This window comes from Sphingopyxis sp. (genome assembly GCF_035944815.1).
Classification (GTDB): domain Bacteria; phylum Pseudomonadota; class Alphaproteobacteria; order Sphingomonadales; family Sphingomonadaceae; genus Sphingopyxis.
On record NZ_DASZAU010000010.1, the window covers coordinates 161515 to 183822 of the forward strand.

At 65.6% G+C, this 22308-nt stretch carries 14 protein-coding genes; 8 read left to right on the plus strand and 6 right to left on the minus strand.

The genetic code is table 11. The features are described from left to right. Positions 1-61: 61 nt before the first annotated feature. Positions 62-3301 carry an amidohydrolase family protein gene (locus tag VGU00_RS15715; RefSeq protein WP_327470163.1) on the minus strand — a complete coding sequence of 1080 codons (3240 nt, stop codon included), beginning with the start codon at positions 3299-3301 and terminating at the stop codon, positions 62-64. 141 nt (positions 3302-3442) lie between these two features. Between VGU00_RS15715 and VGU00_RS15720 the strand changes: the two genes are divergently transcribed. The 8 genes from VGU00_RS15720 to VGU00_RS15755 all read left to right on the plus strand — a co-directional run bounded on the left by VGU00_RS15720 (position 3443) and on the right by VGU00_RS15755 (position 11804). Beyond that, complete coding sequence (locus VGU00_RS15720; RefSeq protein ID WP_327470165.1) at positions 3443-4621, plus strand: CoA transferase; 1179 nt, start codon at positions 3443-3445, stop codon at positions 4619-4621. 74 nt (positions 4622-4695) lie between these two features. Beyond that, positions 4696-5571, plus strand: coding sequence for a glutathione-dependent disulfide-bond oxidoreductase (gene yghU, locus VGU00_RS15725; protein WP_327470167.1), 876 nt, complete (start codon positions 4696-4698; stop codon positions 5569-5571). 170 nt (positions 5572-5741) lie between these two features. Then, complete coding sequence (locus VGU00_RS15730) at positions 5742-6185, plus strand: TadE/TadG family type IV pilus assembly protein (RefSeq protein ID WP_327470169.1); 444 nt, start codon at positions 5742-5744, stop codon at positions 6183-6185. Between the two features lie 77 nt (positions 6186-6262). Next, complete coding sequence (locus VGU00_RS15735) at positions 6263-7816, plus strand: TadG family pilus assembly protein (RefSeq protein WP_327470171.1); 1554 nt, start codon at positions 6263-6265, stop codon at positions 7814-7816. Positions 7817-7915: 99 nt separating this feature from the next. Continuing rightward, entirely contained in the window at positions 7916-8815 is a 900-nt protein-coding gene (locus VGU00_RS15740; protein ID WP_327470173.1) for a PAS domain-containing protein, read from the plus strand. A gap of 182 nt (positions 8816-8997) precedes the next feature. Then, positions 8998-10191 (plus strand): acyl-CoA dehydrogenase family protein, encoded by a 1194-nt coding sequence (locus VGU00_RS15745; RefSeq protein ID WP_327470175.1) that lies wholly within the window; start codon positions 8998-9000, stop codon positions 10189-10191. 96 nt (positions 10192-10287) lie between these two features. After that, positions 10288-11427: an acyl-CoA dehydrogenase family protein gene (locus VGU00_RS15750; RefSeq protein ID WP_327470177.1), complete on the plus strand. Its 1140-nt coding sequence runs from the start codon at positions 10288-10290 to the stop codon at positions 11425-11427. A gap of 62 nt (positions 11428-11489) precedes the next feature. Beyond that, positions 11490-11804 carry a hypothetical protein gene (locus VGU00_RS15755; RefSeq protein WP_327470179.1) on the plus strand — a complete coding sequence of 105 codons (315 nt, stop codon included), beginning with the start codon at positions 11490-11492 and terminating at the stop codon, positions 11802-11804. A gap of 145 nt (positions 11805-11949) precedes the next feature. Here the strand turns inward: VGU00_RS15755 and VGU00_RS15760 are convergent, their stop codons facing one another. From VGU00_RS15760 to VGU00_RS15780, 5 genes are all read right to left on the minus strand, one after another. Continuing rightward, the gene (locus VGU00_RS15760; RefSeq protein ID WP_327470181.1) at positions 11950-14526 is read right to left on the minus strand and encodes a TonB-dependent receptor; all 2577 of its coding nucleotides are present in this window, start codon (positions 14524-14526) and stop codon (positions 11950-11952) included. Positions 14527-14528: 2 nt separating this feature from the next. Continuing rightward, positions 14529-15467 carry a FecR family protein gene (locus tag VGU00_RS15765; RefSeq protein WP_327470183.1) on the minus strand — a complete coding sequence of 313 codons (939 nt, stop codon included), beginning with the start codon at positions 15465-15467 and terminating at the stop codon, positions 14529-14531. Next, entirely contained in the window at positions 15457-15978 is a 522-nt protein-coding gene (locus tag VGU00_RS15770; protein WP_327470184.1) for a sigma-70 family RNA polymerase sigma factor, read from the minus strand. The genes VGU00_RS15765 and VGU00_RS15770 overlap by 11 nt, the downstream gene beginning before the upstream one ends. 233 nt (positions 15979-16211) lie before the next feature. Continuing rightward, a complete protein-coding gene (locus VGU00_RS15775; RefSeq protein ID WP_327470186.1) occupies positions 16212-19430 on the minus strand; it encodes an autotransporter outer membrane beta-barrel domain-containing protein in 3219 nt (1072 codons plus the stop codon). 100 nt (positions 19431-19530) lie between these two features. After that, positions 19531-22146 (minus strand): LuxR C-terminal-related transcriptional regulator, encoded by a 2616-nt coding sequence (locus VGU00_RS15780; protein ID WP_327470188.1) that lies wholly within the window; start codon positions 22144-22146, stop codon positions 19531-19533. Positions 22147-22308 lie beyond the last annotated feature (162 nt).

Sequence of the window (22308 nt, forward strand, 5' to 3'; positions counted from 1 at the left end):
AGCGGCGGTCCGTCGTCGTTGCAACCCTCTAGTCACAAAAGCGACGGACCGCGTGCAAGATTCAGGGTTTGTCGGCTTCCCACCAGTAGGCCCCGCGCTTGCGTGTGCCCGTTTCGGCCTCGTTCATCGTCAGCGGATCGTAGAGCCTCCCGCCAAGCATGACGCGATGAATCTGCTCGGTCGCGCGGATATTCTCGGTCGGATCGGCGTCGAGAATCAGGAGATCGGCCAATTTTCCTGCCTCGAGCGACCCGACATCCTTTGCATAACCAAGCGAGGTTGCCGGCATGATCGTCGCGGCACGGAGGGCGTCGATATTGCTCCAGCCGCCCCGCACGAACGACCAGATTTCCCAATGCGCGCCAAGGCCTGCCTGCTGGCCATGCGCACCGATCGAGACCATGCGGCCGGTTTCGGCGATCTTCCACGACTGGCGCGCCGAATCATCGTCGACATAATCGCTCTCGGGCGCGATCACGCGGCGCTTGTTGTTTGCCGCCAGTTCCGCCGGGGGGGCGTGGCGCGACAGGATGGGCTGTTCCCATACATTTGTGTGCGCGCGCCAATAGGGATCGCCCGCCGGGCCGCCATAAGTCACGACGAGCGTCGGCGTGTAATCGACGGTCGTCTGGCCCCAGAGCTGGACGAGATCCTTGTAAAAGACGTGCAGCGGCACATTGTGCTCGACGGTCGAATTGCCGTCCTGGATCAGCGTCACGTCCTGGGTGAAGAGCGACCCGCCCTCGGGCACCACCTCCATGCCTTCGGCCTGCGCGGCCTTCACGACCATCTGGCGCTGTTCGCGGCGCGGCTGGTTATAGTTTTTGACGCTATGCGCACCCTGCGCCTTCAGGCGGCGGACATGCGCGAGCGCATCCTCATAGCTGTCGATTTCGGCGTAAATACCCGCCGCTTTCGCGCCATAGATGACTTCGCCGGTCGAAAAGATGCGCGGCGCAAGGATCAGCCCCGCCCGCTGCATTTCCGACGAAACGAAGATTTCCGATGCCCGCGACGATGGATTGTGGCTGGTGGTCGTGCCCATCGCCAAATTGACGATTTCCGACCAGTTCTGTTGCGGCACCAACTCGTCGTCGCCATGCGGCCCATGCGCATGCGCGTCGACGAAGCCCGGGACGATCGTCTTGCCTTTCGCATCGACCGTAGTCGCACCTGCGGGCACTGTAATCGCGCCCGCCGGACCGACCGCGGTGATGCGGTCGCCCTCGATCACGATCGCACCATTGTCGATAATACCGCCGTCTTTTGTCGCCATCGTGACGATCTTTGCGCCGGTCACGACCACCACACCCTTATGTTTCGCCGCCGCCTGCGTCATCGCGAGCGAGACGCCTTCGGTCGGCGGCGTGAACTTTGGCGCCTTGTCATCGGTCGGGGCGTTGGCGAAGAATCTACCGAGATCGGCACTGTACAGCGTCGGCCCGCGGCTCCAGTGAAGGCGGCTACCGCCGTTCGACCAATGGATATAGTCGGCGCCGCCGCCGCTGACGCGCGTTACCGGAAGCGCGCCGCTCTTGGTGCCCAGCGACACATCCTGCCCACCCGGCATGAGCGGAGTGACATAGGCGTCATAATTCTGCCGAAAGGCGAGCGTGCGGCCGTCAGGCGAGATTTCATAGTCGCTGACGAGTTCGCCGCTGGCATGGACGCGCTTGTCCTGCCCATGCAGGTCGGTGCTGACGAGCTGGCTCTTGCCGTCGGCGCTGGCGACCATGAAGATGCGATCGTTCGCAGCGCCGAATTGCGGTTTCGCGCCATTGTCGCTGACGCGTTCGGGGGCGCCGCCCGTGGCGGCGACGCGATAGACGCCGGGATTTTCGCCCCAGCGTTCGGACCGCAGGCCGCCGCCGGCGCGCTTTTCGAGCACGATCGTCTTGCCGTCGGGCGAGAAACGGGGTTCGGCAAAATGGCCGGGCATCGTCGTGACCTTGCGCGACGCACCGCCGCTGGCGGCGATGACATGCACCTCGCCAAGCCCGGCGTCGGTCCAGCGGACGAACGTGACCTGCCGCCCGTCGCGCGACCAGCTTGGCCAGAGTTCGAAAGCGTCGTCCTTCGCCGCCGTCAACCGCCGCGCGGTGCCGCCGGTAGCCGGCTTCACCCACAGCTTGCCGAGGGTTTCGAATATGACGCTGCGCCCATCGGGCGAAACTTCGGCCCAGCGCGGCATTTTTGTCGTGAAGCTTTCGGGAGCGACCTCGACGGTCGGATGCGTCGAATCGATGATGACGCGGTCATCCTTGATGGCGAAGGGGATGACGCGCGCGTCGCCGCCATCCGCACCGACGCGCCGCAACTTGCCGCCCGCCCAGAAGACAACATCCTTGCTGTCGGGGGTCCAGCTCATATTCGGATAGACGCCGGTGACGGCCCAGGTTTCCTGAACATCCTGGTCGAGCGCGTCATATATCTTGCGCTCGGCGCCCGACGCGAGATCCTTTATGTAGAGCTTGGACTGGGTGCCCTCGCGATGGACATAGGCGAGGCGCTTGCCGTCGGGCGAGGGCGAAGGCCGAACCGCGCCGCCCGGGCCGGCTGCGACCGTCGTCACTTCCCCGTCGTTCAGGTCGTAACGTTCGATGTGGAACAGATCGGTGTTGCTGTCCTGCGCATATTCGAAGATGGGACCCGGGGTGACGTTGCGCGTATAGTAGACACCCTTGCCGTCGGGCGCGAAGATCGGTTCGCCCAGCTCCTTCTGGTGGCGTTCGTTCGGTTTCTTGACCAACGGAACCCCCGCCCCGCCCGAGACATGATACATCCACACCTCGCCGGTGCCGAGCGACCGTCCCGTGGTGAAATGCTTTTTGGCGACGATGAACTGGCCGTCGGGGCTCCAGCTCGGCTGGTTGAGCAGGCGGAAATCCTCCTTGCTGAGCTGGCGCTTGTCGCTGCCATCGCGGTTCATCAGCCAGATATTGTCGCCGCCGCCGGCGTCCGAGACAAAGGCAATCCGCTTGCCGTCGGGCGAGAAGCGCGGCTGATGCTCATAGGCGAGCCCTTCGGCGATCCGCGTCGGCGTCCCGCCCTCGATCGGCATGGTGTAGATGTCGCCCAGCATGTCGAACGCGATCGTACGGCCGTCCGGTGCGACATCGACGTTCATCCAGCTACCCTCGTCGACCGCGATCGGTACCTTGCGCGTCGTCATGCCCGGCGGCGCGTTGACGTTCCATTTCTCCGGCTTGGCATCGGCGGCCGGAGCCGACGGTGCAGTCTGTGCCCACACGGAGGTCGAACAAGCCAAAGTCGCCGCGAGAGCGAGAGCGAAGCGCGTCATGAAGCATCCCCTGTTTGAAATATTCGTATACCATATGCCCCGGCGTCGAACATGCAAGCGACAGGTTTCGACGAAAGACTGGCAGCGTCGACGGGCGACTGCTAGCCGGGTCGAAAGATCAGGATCGGGAAGGGGACGGGCGTGCCGCTAAAGGGGATTAGGGTACTCGACTTCGGCCGCTACATCGCCGGTCCCTATTGCGCCGCATTGCTTGCCGATTATGGCGCCGACGTGATCCGTATCGAAGCGCCGGGCGGCAACGACGACCGCTATACGGTGCCGGTCGCCGAAGACGGTTCGGGCGCGATGTTCATGCAGATGAACCGCGCCAAGCGCTGCCTGACGCTGAAGCCCGGCAGCGACGAAGGACGCGAGATCGTCCGCCGCCTCGTCGAAACCGCCGACGTCGTGATCGCCAATCTCCCGCATGACGCAATGGTCAAGCTCGGACTAGACTATGACAGTCTCGCTGCCATCAACCCGCGTATCATCCTCGCCACCGCGTCGGCGTTCGGCAGCGAAGGGCCGCTTGCTGATCGCGTCGGCTTCGATGCGGTGGGACAGGCGATGTCGGGAACGGTTCACCTGACCGGAACCGACGACCAGCCCTATCGCGCGCAGGTCAATTATGTCGATTTCGGCACCGCACTCCATTGCGCGTTCGGCGTCTTGCTCGCGCTGCGCGAGCGCGAGACGAGCGGGGAGGGGCAATGCGTCTCGGGGTCGCTGCTCGGCACCGCGCTGGCACTGTCGAATGCCCTTACCATCGACCACGCGCTCAACGGTATAGATCGTCTGCCCATCGGCAACCGCAGCTTCAGCTCGGGCCCGACCGACCTGTTCCGTACCCGCGACGGGTGGATCGTGACCCAGATCGTCGGCGCGCCGATCTTTGCGCGCTGGGCCGAACTGGTCGGCCGCCCCGAACTGGTCGGCGACCCGCTCTATGCCAGCGACATATTGCGCGGCGACAACGGCGAGGAACTGAGCGCAATCATGCAGCGCTGGTGCATCGAGCGGACGAGCGCCGACGCGATCGCCAAGCTGGCGGCCGCCCGGGTCCCGGCGGCGCCCGTCCTCCGGGCGGGCGAAGCGCTGGACCAAGCGCAGGTCGTCGCGATGAAGCTCGTCGAGCCGGTCATATATCCCGGTGCGGCAAAGGAAATCCCGGTTATCCGCGCACCGATCCGCCTGTCGGGGAACGACAAGGCCGGAACGCAGCGCGCCCCACTGGTGGGCGAGCATAGCGACGCAATCCTAAGCGAGATCGGATATGACCCCGAAGCCATTTCGGCTTTGCGCGCCGCAAAGATTATTTGAAGCGCGAAGGGTAGACAAACGGCGATCGCCAATTAAATTACCGGTCAGTATAGAAGTCAGCCGAGGAGCCTCCGATGACCGACAACAGCGAATATGTGCCGCCGAAAATCTGGACCTGGGACAAGGAAAGCGGCGGTCGTTTCGCCAACATCAACCGCCCCATCGCCGGACCGACGCACGACAAAGATCTGCCGATCGGCAAGCATCCGCTGCAGCTTTATTCGCTCGGCACACCCAACGGCGTCAAGGTCACGGTGATGCTCGAGGAGTTGCTGGCAGCCGGCCATAGCGGCGCCGAATATGACGCCTGGCTGATCAAGATCGGCGACGGCGACCAGTTTTCGAGCGGCTTCGTCGACGCCAACCCCAACAGCAAGATTCCCGCGCTGGTCGACCGGAGCGGGGCCGATCCGATCCGCGTCTTTGAATCGGGCGCGATCCTGATCTATCTCGCCGAGAAGTTCGGCGCTTTCCTGCCGACCGAACCCGCGCTGCGCGCGGAAACGCTGTCCTGGCTGATGTGGCAGATGGGAAGCGCGCCGTTTCTGGGGGGCGGCTTCGGCCATTTCTATGCCTATGCCCCCTTCAAGCAGGAATATCCGATCAACCGCTATGCGATGGAGGTGAAACGCCAGCTCGACGTGCTCGACCGTCGCCTCGCGGACAATGACTATATCGCCGGCGCCGACTATTCGATCGCCGACATGGCCATCTGGCCTTGGTATGGCGCGCTCGCCAAGGGTCTGGTCTATGACGCCGGCGAGTTCCTGCAGGTCGAAGAGTATAAGAATGTCCAGCGCTGGACCGATCAGATCGCGGCGCGCGCCGCAGTGAAGCGCGGCCGGATGGTCAATCGCGTGATGGGCGATCCGGCAAGCCAGCTTCACGAACGTCACGACGCCTCGGACTTCGACCTCAGGACGCAGGACAAGTTGCAGGACGCGGAATGATGCGCAATTTTCGCATCGAGGCCCCGTGCTGCAATTAGGTTTGTTTAAGCTTCCACCGCCGATCTGCCAGAATCGGGCCGATCAATGTAGGCGATGAATATGTAAAATCTGCAAAAGCGGCGCCGGGCTTTCTCGACGCCGCTTTTATTTCGCCTCGCCATGCTTGCGGCATGACAGGTTCGATCCGACTTGCGCGGCGCGTCCGCTTCCCGGCCCCGAACGGCCTTACCCTGGCGCGCGAGGAGCGCGGCGCCGCCATCGTCGAAATGGCGCTGGTATTGCCGCTGCTCCTCGCGCTGCTGATGGGCGTTCTCGTCTACGGCCAATATTTCATGCTCGCGCATAGCGTCCAGCAAGCGGCGAACGACGGCGCCCGCGCGTCAATCGTCGGACTGGACGCTGCCGACCGCCGGGCCGTCGCGACCCGCGCGGTCGGACGGAGCCTGCAAGCGGTGCGCGGAACGCATGTCATTGCCGTTTCGGAGACCGCGGAGGCGATTACTGTCGCTGTCGCCTTCACCGTGCCCGAGGACAGCTTCGTGCGATCGGCCTTTGTGCCTTCGCCGGGCGACATCATCCGGGCTCGCGCAACCTTCGAACTGCCGGTGGACTGAACATGTCGGCAACCTCCTCTTTCCATAGACTGGCTCGCGACTGCCGTGCCGGCATCAGCATCTCGGTCGCCTTCGGGATGATGATGCTTATCGGATCGGCGGCGCTCGCGGTCGATGTCGGCTCGCTCTATCTCGACCGCAGGAAACTGCAGGGGATCGCCGACGCGGCAGCGATGGCGGCAGCCGGAAGGCTCGGCGAGGAGCGCGCCGCGGCCGAACGCATCATCGCGGCTAATTGCGATTGCGGCATCCGGATCGCTGCCCTGACCCCCGGCACCTATGTCGCAGACCCCCGTGTCGAAGCCGAGCAGCGCTTCGCCGGAGGCGGCGCGTCGCCAAACGCGGTGCGGGTCACTTTAACCCGCGACCGTCCGCTCTTCTTCGGCAGCTTTTTGACCGGGCGACACGACAGCATCATCCGCGCCACCGCGACCGGCGCGCGGCGCGGCTATGCCGCCTTTTCGCTCGGCTCCCGTGTCGCGGCTGTCAATGGCGGCCTCCCGAATGCGTTGCTGTCGGGGCTGACCGGCAGCCAGCTCAATCTTTCGCTCATGGACTATAATGCGCTTGCGAGCGCCGATATCGACCTGCTCGCCTTTTCCGACGCGTTGCGGACCGAGATCGGTGCCGACGTCCTGACCTTTGGCCAGACGCTCGACACGCAAGTGACGATGCCGCAGGTCGTGGCCGCGCTGGCGCGCGCCTCGGATGGTCGGGCAGCAACCGCACTCGAACATATTGCCGACAGCGCCTTGCCCCACAGCCTTTTGCCTTCACGCGCCATCGACCTCGGCCCGCGATCGTCGAGCGTCAGGGTCGACGCCGCGAACCCGGTCAAGGTCAACGCGCTCAGCCTGCTGCGCAGCATGTTGCTGCTCGGCAATGCGAACCGGCAGGTCGATCTGTCGCTCGCCAGCAACCTTCCGGGCGGCTCGGGGATCGACGTCGCCTTGATGATCGGCGAGCCGCCTGCCCATTCGCCGCTGATCGCGGTGACCGATACCAACGATGTGATCGTTCGGACGGCGCAGGTCCGATTGAAGCTCGACACCCGCGTGACAACCCCGCTGGCAAGCATTCACCTGCCGATACTCGCCGAGCTCGGATCGGCTTCGGCCCGGATTTCGGACATCGACTGCACCGCGAACAGCAGCGCCGCCGTGTCGCTCGCAGTCGTTACCTCGCCGGCGATGGTGGCGATCGGAACAGTCGACGAGGCCGATTTCCAGAATATGCAACGCCCACTCGATCCGAAGCGCGCGCGCGTCGTCAAACTGCCGCTGGCCAGCGTCGATGCCGAAGCCGAGTTGGTCCTGTCCGATCTGAACGAGAAACCGGTCGCCTTTTCGCGCCGCGATATCGACGACGGGCAGGTGAAGACCGTATCGAGCACCGGTTTGGTAGCGGGCGCCGCAAAATCGCTGGCGGACCGCATGGAGCTCCACGTCAATGTGCTGGGGCTGGGACTTAACCTCAAGGCATTGACGGCGACGGTCGGCGAGACCGTCGGACTAGCCGCGCCGGTGCTCGACACGGTTCTCTCGGACCTCACCGGCCTGCTCGGCGTGCAGGTGGGGCAGGCCGACGCGCGCATCAACGCGTTGCGCTGCGGAAAGGCCAAGCTGGTCTGATCGCGCCGTCGCGGCGCCAAAGCGGACGCATAATCCGGCCAAACCCGCGCCCTGCCCACCATAAGGAGCCCATAGAGTCCCGTGATCGGGGAGGGCATAATGACGGCAGCGCAAGAGCCGCAGCGTGTTTCGGCGGCAGACTTCATCCGGGGTTTTGCCAATTGGCGGCTTCAATCGGCGCGAAAGCCGGTGGTCGTAACGCATCATGGCAAGGATGCGCATGTGCTGATCTCGCTTGACGATTACCGCCGCCTCGATGGCGGCGATGCGATGAATGCGACGCCCCAAAGCGAACTCAGCGCGTCGCTCGCCATGCTCGTGGAGTGCGTGCGCGACGGAATCATCGTCATCGATCGCCAGTGGCGTATTCTCTCGGTCAATCCCGTAGCGAGCGACATGATCGAGCGCGCAACGGCGACATTGATCGGCGACAATCTCGCATCGGCGTTGCCCCAGTTCGGCGAGAGCCTGCTGTTCCAGCGGATCATCCGGCTGATCGATCATCGCGAGCGATTTTCGGGCGACCTGCCCGGAATCTTGCGGCCGCGCCAGTGGCTGCACGTCGACCTTGTCCCGTTACCGGCAGGCGGGGCAATCCTGTTGCGCGACATCAGCGAAGCGATGGAAAGCCTTGCCGCCGGCGACATGCGACAGGCGTTGGCGACCACGGTCGATGTCGATGGAGCGATCGGCCATGCGCGCCTGTCGGTGCGCGAGACGATCGATGCGGCGAACGACACGCTGACGTCGATGGTCGGCGTCGATGCCGCGGCGATCCGGCGCGTACGTTTTTCCGCGCTGCTTTCAGTCGGCTGCCGCGCAGCATTTTCGGAGGCGATCGAGGGTGTTTTCCGCAGCGGCGAGCCTGCGCGCATCGCGTCGCAGATCGTGACGCGCGAAGGCGCCGCGCTCGACGTGACGCTGTCTATCGCCGAGATACGCGGTGCCTATGCCAGCGAAGGCGCGGTCGTCCTCGTCACGCGTAAACCTGCGGGCTGACGCATAGTCCATCGATAACCCGGGCCGGCGCTTGGTGCCCCTTGCCGCGCGCGTCAACGGCGCGCTGGACATGGGGGTGGAAGTTGGCGAAGTTGCCGCGCATCGCGTAGCAAATTACAACTTACCTTTACGTAAGCGTGAACCGACAATATAAGGGCGAAATTGCCCAAGGGAGAATCGTCATGGACATGGAGTTCAGCCCCGAAGACCTGGCCTTCCAGCAGGAAGTACGCCAGTTCATCGCCGAAAATTACCCCGCGGAACTCCGCGGAAAACAGGATGAAGGCGAGGAGCTGTCCAAGGAAGACTTCCTTGTCTGGCACAAGATCCTGCACAAGAAGGGCTGGATCGCGCCCGCATGGCCGGTCGAATATGGCGGCACTGGCTGGACCCCGACGCAGCGTTTCATCTGGTCCGAAGAGACCGCGCGCGCCGACTGCATCCGCCTGATGCCCTTCGGCCTCGCGATGGTCGGCCCCGTCATCTACACCTTCGGCACGCCCGAGCAGAAAGCCCATTTCCTGCCGCGCATCCTGTCGGGCGAGGATTGGTGGTGCCAGGGCTATTCGGAGCCGGGTTCGGGTTCGGACCTTGCCAGCCTGCGCACGACGGCGGTCCCCGACGGCGACGATTATATCGTCAACGGACAGAAGACCTGGACGACGCTGGCGCAGCACGCCGACTGGGGGTTCTTCCTCGTCCGCACCGACAAGGATGCGAAGCAGCAGGAAGGCATCAGCTTCCTGTTGATCGACATGAAATCGCCGGGCATCACCGTGCGCCCGATCATCACGCTGGGCGGCGAGCATGAAGTCAATGAAGTGTGGCTGGAGGACGTCCGCGTCCCGCAGTCGCAGCGCGTTTACGAAGAGAACAAGGGCTGGACCTGCGCCAAGTTCCTGCTCGCGCACGAACGCACCGGCATCGCCGGCGTCGCGGCATCGAAGCGCGGCATCGAAAAGGTGAAGGCGATCGCCCGCACCGAACTTGATGGCGACAAGCCGCTGATCGCCAATGCCTTTTTCAAGCGCAAGCTCGCCGACCTCGAGATCGACCTGACCGCGCTCGAGTTCACCGAACTGCGCAGCCTGGCGGGTCCGAACGCCGGGCGCGGTCCGGGGCCGGAATCGAGCCTGCTCAAGATCAAGGGCAGCGAAATCCAGCAGCGGCTGACCGAGCTGACGCTGGAAGCGGTCGGCCATTATGGCGCGCCCTATTTCCGCGGGTTTGGAGAGGGCGACAACGAGCATCCGATCGGGCCCGATTATGCCCATCGCGCCGCGCCGACCTATTTCAACACGCGCAAGACGACGATCTATGGCGGGTCGAACGAGATCCAGCGCAACATCATCGCGAAGATGGTTTTGGGGCTCTGAAAATTGACGTCATTCCGGCGCAGGCCGGAATCTCAACGCTTCGAGCTTGAGACCCCGGCCTTCGCCGGGGTGACGGTGAAATTAGGGAATAGAAGAATGGATTTCACCTACACCGAAACGCAGGACATGATCCGCGACACGCTCGCCCGCTTTCTGGGCGACACCTATGATTTCGAAACGCGCCAGAAGTTCATCAATTCGGACAGCGGCCGCGATCCGGCGATCTGGACCGCGCTCGCGCAGGAACTCGGCATGCTCGGCGCGTCTTTCGCCGAAGAGCATGGCGGGCTGGGCGGCGGCGCGCTGGAAAATGCGATCGTCATGGAGGAGCTGGGCAAGGTCATCGGTATCGAGCCCTATCTTCCGACCGTGGTTATCGCGGGCGGCGCGCTGAAGGCCGTCGGCGGCGCGAAGGCCGATGCGATGATCCCCGAGATCATCGCGGGCAACGCGATCATCGCCTTTGCCTATGCTGAACCGCAGGGCCGCTATGACCTCGCGAACCTGCGCACCACCGCGAAGAAGGACGGTGCCGGCTATGTGCTGAACGGCCACAAGGGCGTCGTCTATGCCGCGCCCTGGGCGACGCACCTGCTCGTCACCGCGCGCACCGGCGGGGGCCAGCGCGACAAGGACGGTGTGTCGCTGTTCCTGATCGACGCGAATCTTCCCGGCATCGTCCGCCGCGACTATCCGACCGTGGACGGCAACCGCGCGTCGGAAATCTATTTCGAGAATGTCGCGATTCCTGCCGACGCGCTGCTGGGCGGCGAGGGCGCCGGCCTGCCGATCGTCGAACAGATCGTCGACGAGGCGACGGTGGCCGTCTGTGCCGAGGCGACCGGCGTGATGCAGAAACTGCACGAAGGCACGCTGGAATATACGCAGCAGCGCAAGCAGTTCGGCGTGCCGATCGCGAAGTTCCAGGTGCTGCAGCACCGCATGGTCGACATGTTCATGGAGGTCGAACAGGCGCGGTCGATGACGATCATGGGTACGCTGAAGCTGGGCCTGCCCGCGAACGAACGTATGGCGGCGGTCTCCGCCGCCAAGGCGAAGGTCGGGCGCGGCGCCAATTTCGTCGGGCAGAATGCGATCCAGACGCACGGCGGCATCGGCATCACGCAGGAACTGGCGATCGGCCATTATTTCAAGCGGTCGACGATGATCGAAGGCCAGTTCGGCAGCGTCGATCATCATATGGACCGGTACGAGCGGATCGCGCTCGCCGACTGATCGGGCGCGCCCCTCTCCGGCGGGGAGGGGCATTCCGATCCTATCGACTACTAGGTGCGACCATGAAGCGGATTGCCATTTCCCTTGCCGCCATCGCGACCATCATTCCGCTGTCCGCCAATTCGACGACCCCATTCCCTTGGGTCGGGGATTTTTCCCGATGCACCGGGAAGGAAGCCGATGCGCGGCTGGCCGGCAGTGCGAAACCTCTCTCGCGATCGGAGGCAAGGGCAATGGTCGACAAGATTTTCGAGGCCTGCACCTGGACAATGCCGCCCGATATGACAGCGGACCAGCGCGCCGATTGGCTTAAATCGATCCGAAACGACGAGGCGAAGCGCCTTCGCCATTACTCCCGGCACAGATTGGGCGGGTAAGGCGTGCCGTCGGTTTCGACCGAGATACGCGACGCATCCGACTTCATGCGGGGTCGCGAGCGGTCGTCGCGCTAATAGATCCCAGATCAAGTCCGTGATGACGAGTATGTGGGGCGTCCGCTCCCCACCCCACAGCCGACGCCCGCTAATAAGCGACGTCGACGGCGATCCTTAGCGTGCGCGGGCGGAGGGGGGTGAGGAAGCCTTCGTTGCCTTCGACGAAGGGCGTGCCGAGCGAGAAGCGGTTGCCGCGCGAGTCGAAGAGGTTGGTCAGCGTCAGCGACAGGCCACGGCGTTCGTTGCCGACGCGCATCGCGAGGCCGGTGTCGACATAATCGCCCTGGCTTTCGCCGAGCACAGGGCCGATGCCGAGGCGCGACGGGCCGATATAGCTGGCCCAGCCGTTGATGCGGAAATCCTCGTCGCCGATCACCGTCGCATAGTTGACCGAGCCGCGGACGGCATGTTTTGCGACGTTGGGAATGCGGCCGAGCCGGGTCGGCGCGGCGTCATAGACGGGCAGGATTTGCGGTGAGAAATCGTCGACGCGGCTGTGGTTGTATACCGCGCCGAGTTCGAAGGTCAGCGCGTCGGTCGGCCGCATCGCGATCGTGCCCGACAGGCTGGTGATCCGTCCGTCGCCAATGTTGGCGGTGGTCGGAAAACCGTTGCTGTCGATAAAATCGGCCTGAATGTTGCGCCAGCGGCTGTAGGAGAGCGCGAGGCTGGCGTCGAGCAGGCTGTGCCCCTTGTCGCCGAAGCGCACCCCGGCCTCCCACGTCCGTACCTGATCGTTCAGGAAGCGGCGGACGAAATTGCCGTCGACCGCGAGCCCGCCGGGGCGGAAACCCTCCTGATAGCGGGCGTAGAGCCGGACATTGTCGAGCGGCGTCGCGAGCAGCGAAAAGGAGGGGAGCAGATCGGTTTCGTTGCGCGACGCGGTCGTCGCGCGCTGCGCCGGATCGAGCGCGAGGAAAAAGCCCTCTGCCGTCCCGCCGAGCCGCGCGTGCGAGAGGCGAAGCCCGCCCGTCGCGATGAGATTCGGCATCAGTTCGACCGTCGCCTCGGCATAGCCGGTGACTTCGGTGATCCGGTTGGTCACGCCCGGCAGGATCGCGCTGATCCCGCGCAGGCTGACTTCGGCCTGCGGCAGTTCGATCGGCGGCCCCGCCGCCTCGGCCCGCGCGGGCAGCGTGGTGGTGAAGCCTGCAGAACCGAAACCCGCAATGCCGAAATCGCGCGTCTGGCGCGCGCGATTGTCGATGAAGCTGACGCCGACGACCCAGCCGAGCCCGTCGTGATAGGGACGCGACAGGCGGTTTTCGCTGACGAACATGCGCGTCGCGTTGCGCTGGTCGAGGACGCGCGGGCGGTTGCTGATCAGGCTGACGTCATAGGGCGAGAAGAGGCGCTCGATATCGACCGCCCCCGCCTGTACGCCGTCGGGGACGGTCGCGTCGAAACGTTCGAACAGCCGGTGTTCGATATAGGCGTTCGACGACTGGAAGCGGAGGTCGCCCCAGTCCTTCATCACGACGACGGTGCCGAGCGCGTAGCGCGCCTTCGCATTCTGCTGGACCAGCGAGTTGCGCACGAGCGGCGGCGCGTCCTTGTCGGCATATTGCGCGTCGTTGGACTTGATGACCTGATAGATGCCGCCCAGGTCGATCGTCCAGTCGTCGCCGGCCTCGAACCGGAAGGTGCCGCGACCACCGCGGACATGGACGCGATTGACGTCATTCTGTCCGAGCATCGGATTGTCGATATAGCCGCCGTCGGTGAGCATATAGCCGACGAGGCGCAGCGCATGGCCGTTTTCGCCGACGGGCAGGTTCGCGATCGCGGCGATGTCGCCGCCGGGGTCGCCGTGCTGCGTCACCGAGACGCCGGCAATCGCTTGTACCGACATCGCGCGCGGATCGGGCGCCTTGGGCACGACGCGGATGATCCCGCCGAGCGATCCGGCGCCGTAGAGCGTGCCCTGCGGCCCTTCGAGGATTTCGACATTGTCGACGTCGTAAAGCCGGAGGTCGGGATCGGGCGCGTTATAGGCGAGGCGAATGTCGCCCAGATACTGGCCGACGGTCGATTGCGTCGGGCCGGTGAAGCTGGAATCGGCGATGCCGCGGATGAACAGCTTGTTGCGCCCCGAACCGAGATGGGTCGAGGATACGGTGGCGGTGCGCGACAGGATCGAATCCATGCCGCGCTCGCCGCCAAACGCCAAATCGCCGCCATCCAGCTGGGTGGCGACGCCCGCAAAGTGCGAATAGGGAAGGTCGGTCTTCGACGCGGTGACGATGATTTCGTCATGCGCCGCCGCGACCATGTCATTCGATGGTTCGCGCGCGCGGGGCTGCGGCGCCTGTCGGGGCGGACGTTCGGCGCGATAGGCGACACGCGGCGGCGGCGGGCGGCGTTCGATCCGCCAGCTCGTCGCGCTGACGCGCACCGCGCGGGCGTCGGACCCCGCGAGCAGGCGCCGGATCGCTTCGTCGACGCTCATCCGTCCGCGAACCGGTTTGACGCGCGCACGCCACAGTTTCGCATCGACGACGCTGATGCTGACTCCCGCCTGCCGGCTGACGACGGGCAGCACGCTCGACAAATTGCCCTTGGGGATATCGAACGCGCGTTCCTCACTCGCCTGCGCCTGCGCGGGCAGGGCCAGCAGGATCGCCGTCGTGGCAGCGAAGAGGCAGGGGGAAAGGCGTGACGTCATGGTCAGCGGGTCAAAATCCAGCCATCGCCCTGCCGCTCGGCCTTCGTCCCCGACAGCGCGGCGAGATCGGCGATCGTGCGGCCGCGGTCGTTGTCGACGATCAGCGCGCCGCGGAACGACAGGTCGGCCGCATCGGGGGCAATACTGACCTGCATTCCGGCGGTGCGTTTCAGATCCTCTGCCACCACCGACAGCGGCGTGCCGTTATAGACGAGCAGACCGGTGCGCCAGCCGCCGACGCTGGCGATATCGACGTCCTTGACCGCAGGCGCCTTGCCGTCGTCGTCGCGCGCATCGATTCCCTTGCCCGCGACCACGCGCACATTGTCGCGATCGGGGTTGTAGAGGACGACGCCTTCGGACACCGCGACGCTCGTCTGGCGCGCACGGCGAACGACGTTGAATGCGGTGCCGAGATCGACGATCCGGTCGCCGCCCGTTTCGACGACGAAGGGATCGCCTTCGCGGTGGACGACGTGGAACATCGCCTCGCCCGATTCGAGCCGGGCGAAACGCGGGCGATCCTTGTCGATCTCCACCACCGAGCCGCCGTTGATCTCGATCTTCGACCCGTCGGCGAGCGTCACGGTGCGATGTTCGCCCGCTGCGGTTTCGATCCGGTTCGGGTCGCCGAACAGGCCGAGGTTCGAGATGCCGATCACGCCGACAAAGGCGGCCGCGACCGCGCCGCCGAACCAGGCGCGGCGCGACGGACCGCGCGGCTGTTCGTCCTGCAGCGGCATCACCGGACGGGCCGGCGTCCGGGGCAGGGCGTCGAGGTCCTGATCGAGGCTCGCAACCGCATCGTAGATCGCGGCATGATCGGGGTCTTCGGCCAGCCAGTCGGCAAAGCCGTCCCAATCGGTAAAGCCGGGGTCGCGCTGGCGGATCAGCCAGTCGATCGCGCGCGCCTCGGCGGCGTTGTTCGCATCAGCCTGCATCGAACTGCCTCCGTAGCGCGGCAAGCGTTGCATAGACTTTGCGCAAGTCGGCTTCGACGGTGCTCAGGCTGACCCCCAATTCGTTCGCGATATCGCGCTGGTGGATGCCGTCGACGCGAAAGCGGCGGAAGATGCGGGCCGGACGGTCGCCGGTCGCCGTGATGGCGGTTTCGACGAGCGCCAGCTGTTCGCGCGAGATCAGCGACGCCTCGGTCGAAGGGCTGTGCTGGGCCGAGGCTTCGCCCCATGCCTTGTCGCGAAGTTCGCTCTGCCGCGCCGAACGGTAGCGATCGAGCATGAGGTTGTTCGCGGCGCGCATGACATAGGACAGCGGCTCGGCGATCGGGCCGGTGCGCCGGTCGGTCAGCCGCATCCAAAGGTCCTGGAACAGGTCCTCGGCCGCATCGCCGGCACCGCGCACCTCGAGGAAACGGATGATGCGGGTCCGGTTGGCGAGCAGGACGCCTTCGATGCCCTGTGCGGCGTCGGTTCGATCGTGCGAACTGGTCATGGATTGCTTGCTTTGGAACGCCATCTTTTGCCGGTCGGCGCCATCCCGCTGTGCGCCATACGTCCCCCTGACGACGCCGTCATATAGCGCCAACGCCCCGCCGCGCAACCGCGGTGAAGAGGTGGAAGGGATGGCGAGTGCAAGCATCGGTTTCTTCGTTCGTTTTTCCTGAGCAAGGGGGAAGCGAGGGTAGGGAGGTCGCTTCCCCCTTGCATGCGGGCCGGGCCGGGGGGCTAGAGGCCGACCCGCAAACTGGCACGGAACGCCCAGCCGACATGGCTTTGCTGTTCTTCCGCGGACACTTCGCCGGCGACCTGGAAGGCCGAATTGCCGGCGATGCCGCGGAAACGGCCGACCCAGCCGCTCGTACGATCATCGGGAACAAGGGTGAACGGCGTGCCGTCCTTGAACGAGGCGGTGGTCGCGCCCAGCGTACCGCCCACGATCTGGCGGCGCCCGCCTTCGAGTTCGAAGCGCGTCCAGCCGTCATATTCGTCGGCGCCGCCGAAATCCATGCCGATAGCAACGGTGCCCGACACGGCGAGTTCGTCGCTGTCGCGGCTCAGCACCTTGAGGTCGAGCGCGTCGCCGCCGCCGGTTTCCTGATAGCCGTCTTCCTTGAGCTTGTAATAATCGACCGCGACCATCGGGCGGATCGTGAGGCCGCCGGCGCGCGCGTCATAGGCGAGCGAACCCGAGGCCGACCACAGGGTGCCGTCCCATTTGCCCTTCATCGTCTTTTCGATGTCCTCGGCGCCGGCTTCGGCGCGGAAGATGCGGGTGCCCTTGAAGCTGATCGGCGCGCCCGAAATGCGGGCGTTCGCCATGAAGCCGTCCGATCGCAGGCGCCAGTGCAGCGCGCCTTCGAACTGGCTGGTGCTCACTTCGTTGGCGTTGCTGCCATTGCCGTCCTTGCCGCTGAGATAGGCGATCGAGCCGCCGAAATTGCCGGCGTCGCTTTCGATCTCTGCGCCGAGCGAGATGCCCCAGCCGCTGACGTCGTAGCTCGCGGTGTTGCCCACGCTCTTCGAGGTGCCCCACACGGCCTGGTTGATCCAGTAACCCCATTTGCCCTCGTCCTGGAACGGCGCGTTGGGATCCTGGAGGTGGCGAGCCAGCGCGCGCGAGCCCGTGGTGACGGTTTCGAAAACGCCACCTTCATGTTCGGGGAGCATCTGGCCGAGCTGGGCCTTGAACTGCTCGCCGTCGCGGATGCCAAGGAACACATCTTCGATCTTCTGGTCGGCGACGACCGCGTCGATGACCGCGTTGAAGGCGCCCGATTCCGAACGGTTGAGCCCGAGTTCGCTGGTGCTCTTGCGCGACACGTCGACGATGAGCTGCGTCGCGTTCGACGACAGCGTACCCTTGTACAGGAAGGGCAGGAGCGTCTGCGACGCCGTCAGGTTGTTCGCGCCGGTGAGCGACCCGGCGCTCAGCACGACGTGTTTTCCTTCGGCCTGCTCGATGCTCGAAAGCTTGAGCAGCAGCTTCGATTCGGCGCCAAAGCTGGCGTTTCCGGTCACCTGAAGCGCGGTGCCGGTGTTGCCGGTGTCGAGCTTCACGCCGAAGGTGCCCTTGTCGGTCACAGCGAGCGACGCGATGGTCGCGGCGCCGCCGATGTCGAAGGTGCCGCCGGCGACCGTCACCGCGGTGCCCTGCGAATTGAGGAGGCTACCCGAGAAGACCGAGGTGCCGCCGATGCTGAGCGTATCGCTGCCGCCGCCGAAATCGATGACGCCGCCGAATTTCGACGTGCCGGCGAGCGTAACATTGTCGCTGCCCGCGCCGAACTGCGCCGCGCCGTCGTAGGTCGCGTCACCCGACAGCGCGAGCTTGTTGTTGCCGGCGCCAAAGAAGCTGTCACCCTTCATCGAACCGTCGGCGATGTCGAAGATGTCGTTGCCGCCGCCGAAGCGAACGTCACCCACAATGCTGGGTGCGGTGATGCCCGAAGCAACCGCGGTCTGCTTGACCGTCGCGCCGGTGCCGTTCGCCGACAGGTCGATCGCGATATTGCGATCCGACGAGGCGGCCGCGCCCGTGGCGCTGATCGCGCCGCTGTTCTCGACCGTCGTCACCTTGCCCGACAAGTCGACGATCGCACGCGCCGTGCCGTTGTCACCGCCCGTCTTCGCGGAAATCGAGCCGCTGTTGCGGATCGTCGCGACGTCGCCGCCGGCTTCGATCAGTACCGCGGTCGCGATGGCGCCGGCCGCATTGCCGCCGGTGACCGCCTCGACCTTGCCCGCGTTGCGGATTTCGGGGGTCGTCGCGCCATTGCCAAAACGGATGGCGGTCGCGGCGGCGTCCTTCGACTGTGCCGAGACGGTGCCCGCGCTGCCGATGCCGAGACCGCCCGCGATCGTGACCGCACCGCCGAGGCCGCCGACCTGGATCGCATTGCCGTCCTTGCCGGCATAGAGGCCGTTGCCGAGGACCGAACCGTCGATGATCATGCCGAAGCCGGTGCCGGTGCCCGCGACGGGGCCGATCGTCACCGCCTGCGTCGCGGAACCGATACGGATCGCGGCCGCCGAACCGAAGGAGCGCACCGAAGCGATGCCTTCCTTCGAATCCTCGATACCGTCCTTGTCCTCGTCGTTATCGGTCGTGCTGCTGTCCTTGGGCGGGATGGCGAGAATGATACCGCCGCCGACATTGCCCTCGATCGACAGCGCCGGACCGCCGATCAGCAGGTCGTCGGCGTCGAGCTTCGACGGATCCGAGGGCGGGGTCACCGTGCGGTAGCCGGTCGCGGTCAGATTGCCCTGGACGACGAGCGCGCCCGAGATATTGCCGGCAAGCCGTGCAGCCATCGCATCGACGCCCGTGCCGCTGATTTCGCCGGCGAGGCGGACGTTGCCGGTGACGTCCTGAAGCCCGATACCGAGCGCACGGTCGCCGAGAACCTGTACGGTGCCGTTGTTGACGAAATTCCCCGTCAGCGGACCGCCCAAGCGGATACCCGCCGAGTCATTGCCCTTGATGGTGATGACGCCATTGTTCGTGATATTGCCGGTGAAGGCGCCGCCGGTCGCGATGCCGACGCGGTTGCTGCCGACGGCAAAAGGACCATCGATGTCGCCGTCATTGTCGATATCGGTCGGCGCATAGGTTTCGCCGAGATTGATCTTGCCGCCGGTCGCGATCGTGATCCCGCTCGTCACGCCGCCGTTCGCAAAGATACCGGTCGCGCCGTTGATGTTGATGAATTCGATCGTGCCTTCGTTCACCACCTTGTGATTGCTGTCGATCGTGATCGCCGGACCCGAGGTGGTCGGCTTGATCGAACCCGATGCGGCGAGGCGCGCATCGTCCGCGTCCGTACCACCCTTGACCGTCGAAGTGCGAATCGGTGCGGTGAGTGCGTTGCCGATCACGGTTTCGGCTGCGGCGGGCGCCGCCAACATGGCGGCCAGGCTGGTGGACGCTAGCAAAATCTTACGCATCGGGTTCCTCTTGTGATCTGGGGCCGGGTTTTTCCCGGCGACAACCACAGGACGGAGCCGATACGGCGCAGCCTTGGAAAAAATTTTCCGTTTCGGCGAACTAGTGCCGCACGGGCACCTCGATCAGGTTCAGGCCCAGCGTAGAGGCATTTTGCACGGCTTCCTCGCGGCTGTTCGCACGCAGTTTGCGCATGACATTCTTGAGGTGCCATTTCACCGTTTCGGGTGCGAGTTGCAGCGTCCGCGCGATTTCCTTGTTCGACTCCCCGGCGTTCAATGCGCTCAAAATCTCGATCTCGCGCTCGGTGAGGAAGGAGAAGGCTTCGCCGGGTGCGGCCGCATAAGCGCCCTCGAGCGCCGGGTTGCGGCGCGAGGGCTCGACAAGTTTCAGCAGCGCGAGGAACGACCCCGACGAATAGGCCTCGCTGCAGAAATTCTGCACCGCGCGCACCCCGGTGACGTCAAGAAGATCGACGATCGTCCGACGAAAGCCGACGCTGGCGGCGTGATTGAGGAAACGTACGGTCTCCAGCTCGACCATCTTGTCGCAGCGGCCACTGAGCTGCGGCAGGATATTGAGCAGCGTCGCGGTGGCGCGCAACTCGGCATCGTCGGCGTTGGATGCGAGGCGAAGCAGCCGTTCGGCGACCGTCGTCAGGCGCGGGCGGTCGCCGTTGGCGATCGCTTCATAGGCCCGCATTTCGGAAAGCAGGGCAAAGGCGCGGGCCTGCGCCGACAGCGGATCGAGAACGGCAGCCTCTTCTTCGCCGGTGGCGACGATGGATTCGGCGTCGATCGTCTGCGGAAGGCGAAGCCTGGCGCGCTCGACGAGGCACATGGCCTTCGTCGGCGCCCAGTCGCGTTCGAAGGCGATGCGTTCGGCCCGGTCGATCAGCGACGCCGCCTTGCCCGTCTGTCCATCATGCGTTGCGGCGCGGATGGCGACGAGGAAGGCGGGGATCGTCGCATCCTGAAACGCGCTGCGTTCGATTGCGGGCAGCGCAGAGGCCGCGAGCGCGGCGGCCGCCGCCATATCGTCGCGCTCGTAGCAGCAGCGCGCCAGCGCGGCATCGACGAGCGCGGCCGCAAGGCTGTCGTCCGAAGACAGGGGCCGACCGTCGCGCAGCAGGCGTTCGGCATCGTCGAGTTGCCCCTGCGCGCGCGACAGGGCGGCCCTTGTGCAGGTCGCCAGCGCCAGCGGCAGGTCCGGCGACCCGTTCGGTTCGCGCCGCGTCAACGGACGGACGGCATCGTGGACGAGGCCGAACAGCCCGCGCTTCAATGCGCCATGTGCGAGCACCGTGCGGATCATCGCGGCCGCCATGGCGGAGAGCCCGTCGGGTGCGGCGAGCAACTGGTCGCATGTCTCGACGACGTCGGCGAGACGATCGCCTGCATAGGCGCGGTGCACGATATCTACGGCTCGCGCTTCGGCAGTAGCGCCGCCGGCATCGAGCGCCGCGATCGCCGCGCGCGCGTCGGGATGCGCCGTCAGCGCAAAGAGCCAGGCTTGCGCGTGCAGCAACGCAGGAACGGCAAGGATCTCGGCCGCCGGCAAACGCTCCATCCACGCGCCGAGCGCCGTCAATTCGCCGCGCATCAACATCGGCATGGCGATTTCGGCCAGAAGTGTCGCCGCTTGCGCGGCGTCGCCTGCGAGCATCGCCTGGTCGGCGGCGAGCCCATGCATTTGCTGCGCCGCGAAATGGCGCATGGCGACGCGGTGCAACTGGATGCGCGTCTCAGAATCCGCAGCGCCCGGATACCGGCCGAGCGCGGCGCGAAAAGCCGGATGGATGCGATACCGGTCACCGGATCCGGCAATCGGTTCGACAAAGAGCCCGCGGGCGGCAAAGTCGCGCAGCATGGCCGCGCTGTCCTTGTCGCCGCCCAGCAGCTGGCCGAGTTCGGCGCCTAGCTCCGGGACCACCGCACAGCGTTGCAGGAAGCGGCGCTCGGCATCAGTCAGGCTGGCGATCACCGGCGCGAGATGAAGGTCGATCTGCGGCGGCAAGACGTCGCGGCCGGGATGACGCACCGCGAGCCGTAGCCCGGCCGGCCAGCCTTGCAACATGGCGTTGATCGCGGCGGTCGCCTGACCGTCGACGCCCCTGCCGCCGGCCTGCAGGAAGGCGTGCACCTCGTCATCGGTCAGCGCGAGTTCGGCGGCACCGACAGACAGCGCCATGCCGCGCCGTGCGACGTCGTCGGTATCGATGGCGGGGAGGGCGCGGCTGGACAGGACCAGCCGCAGCCGGGCGGGGGGGTGGCGCAGCAATCCGCCCAGCACCTCGATGAGGCGCGCGTCGGTGAGGCGGTCGACATCGTCGAGCACAAGCAGCACGGGCCGGTCGCTGTCGTCGATCAGGTCGGCCAACGCCGTGGACAGGACGGCCGCCGGGATGGCCGCCGACGTATCGGCGGGACCCTCGTCGGGCGCCGCGCCGCAGGCCAATCGCACCGCTTCGAACAGATGACCGGTCGCGGCCGATTCATTGTCGTCGCGGTCGAACGACACCCAGCCCGCGAACCAGCCCGCTTCGCGCGCCTTGGCGAACAGCGTCGCGGCGAAGGCGGTTTTGCCATATCCGGCCGGAGCGCGAACAAGGCAAAGCTCGTGCGCCGCCAGCGTTTCGAGCCAGCCCTGCCATCGTTCGGTCCCGACCAGGTCGGCGGGGAAACGGGGCGGGGCGAATTTGCCCCGGGCAGCCCGCACCGGGCGCTCCGTCGCGGCGCGGTCCTGCGCCCTTGGTTCAATCCTCAATCCCGGCTGGATGGTCATATCTTCGCCCTCCATCTGCCGTCATGGCTATAGCCATGGGGCGCCGGCCGCAAGCGTCCCCCCCATCGGTCCCCCCGCCGCCCGGTCTGTGCATCG

Bases quoted from the DNA above. Each gene is read 5' to 3' on its own strand.
- VGU00_RS15770 (WP_327470184.1), bottom strand. From the start codon at position 15,978: ATGACCAGTTCGCACGATCGAACCGACGCCGCACAGGGCATCGAAGGC.
- VGU00_RS15775 (WP_327470186.1), bottom strand. From the start codon at position 19,430: ATGCGTAAGATTTTGCTAGCGTCCACCAGCCTGGCCGCCATGTTGGCG.
- VGU00_RS15755 (WP_327470179.1), top strand. From the start codon at position 11,490: ATGAAGCGGATTGCCATTTCCCTTGCCGCCATCGCGACCATCATTCCG.
- VGU00_RS15715 (WP_327470163.1), bottom strand. From the start codon at position 3,301: ATGACGCGCTTCGCTCTCGCTCTCGCGGCGACTTTGGCTTGTTCGACC.
- VGU00_RS15745 (WP_327470175.1), top strand. From the start codon at position 8,998: ATGGACATGGAGTTCAGCCCCGAAGACCTGGCCTTCCAGCAGGAAGTA.
- VGU00_RS15765 (WP_327470183.1), bottom strand. From the start codon at position 15,467: ATGCAGGCTGATGCGAACAACGCCGCCGAGGCGCGCGCGATCGACTGG.
- VGU00_RS15760 (WP_327470181.1), bottom strand. From the start codon at position 14,526: ATGACGTCACGCCTTTCCCCCTGCCTCTTCGCTGCCACGACGGCGATC.
- VGU00_RS15735 (WP_327470171.1), top strand. From the start codon at position 6,263: ATGATGATGCTTATCGGATCGGCGGCGCTCGCGGTCGATGTCGGCTCG.
- VGU00_RS15740 (WP_327470173.1), top strand. From the start codon at position 7,916: ATGACGGCAGCGCAAGAGCCGCAGCGTGTTTCGGCGGCAGACTTCATC.
- VGU00_RS15730 (WP_327470169.1), top strand. From the start codon at position 5,742: ATGACAGGTTCGATCCGACTTGCGCGGCGCGTCCGCTTCCCGGCCCCG.
- VGU00_RS15750 (WP_327470177.1), top strand. From the start codon at position 10,288: ATGGATTTCACCTACACCGAAACGCAGGACATGATCCGCGACACGCTC.
- yghU (WP_327470167.1), top strand. From the start codon at position 4,696: ATGACCGACAACAGCGAATATGTGCCGCCGAAAATCTGGACCTGGGAC.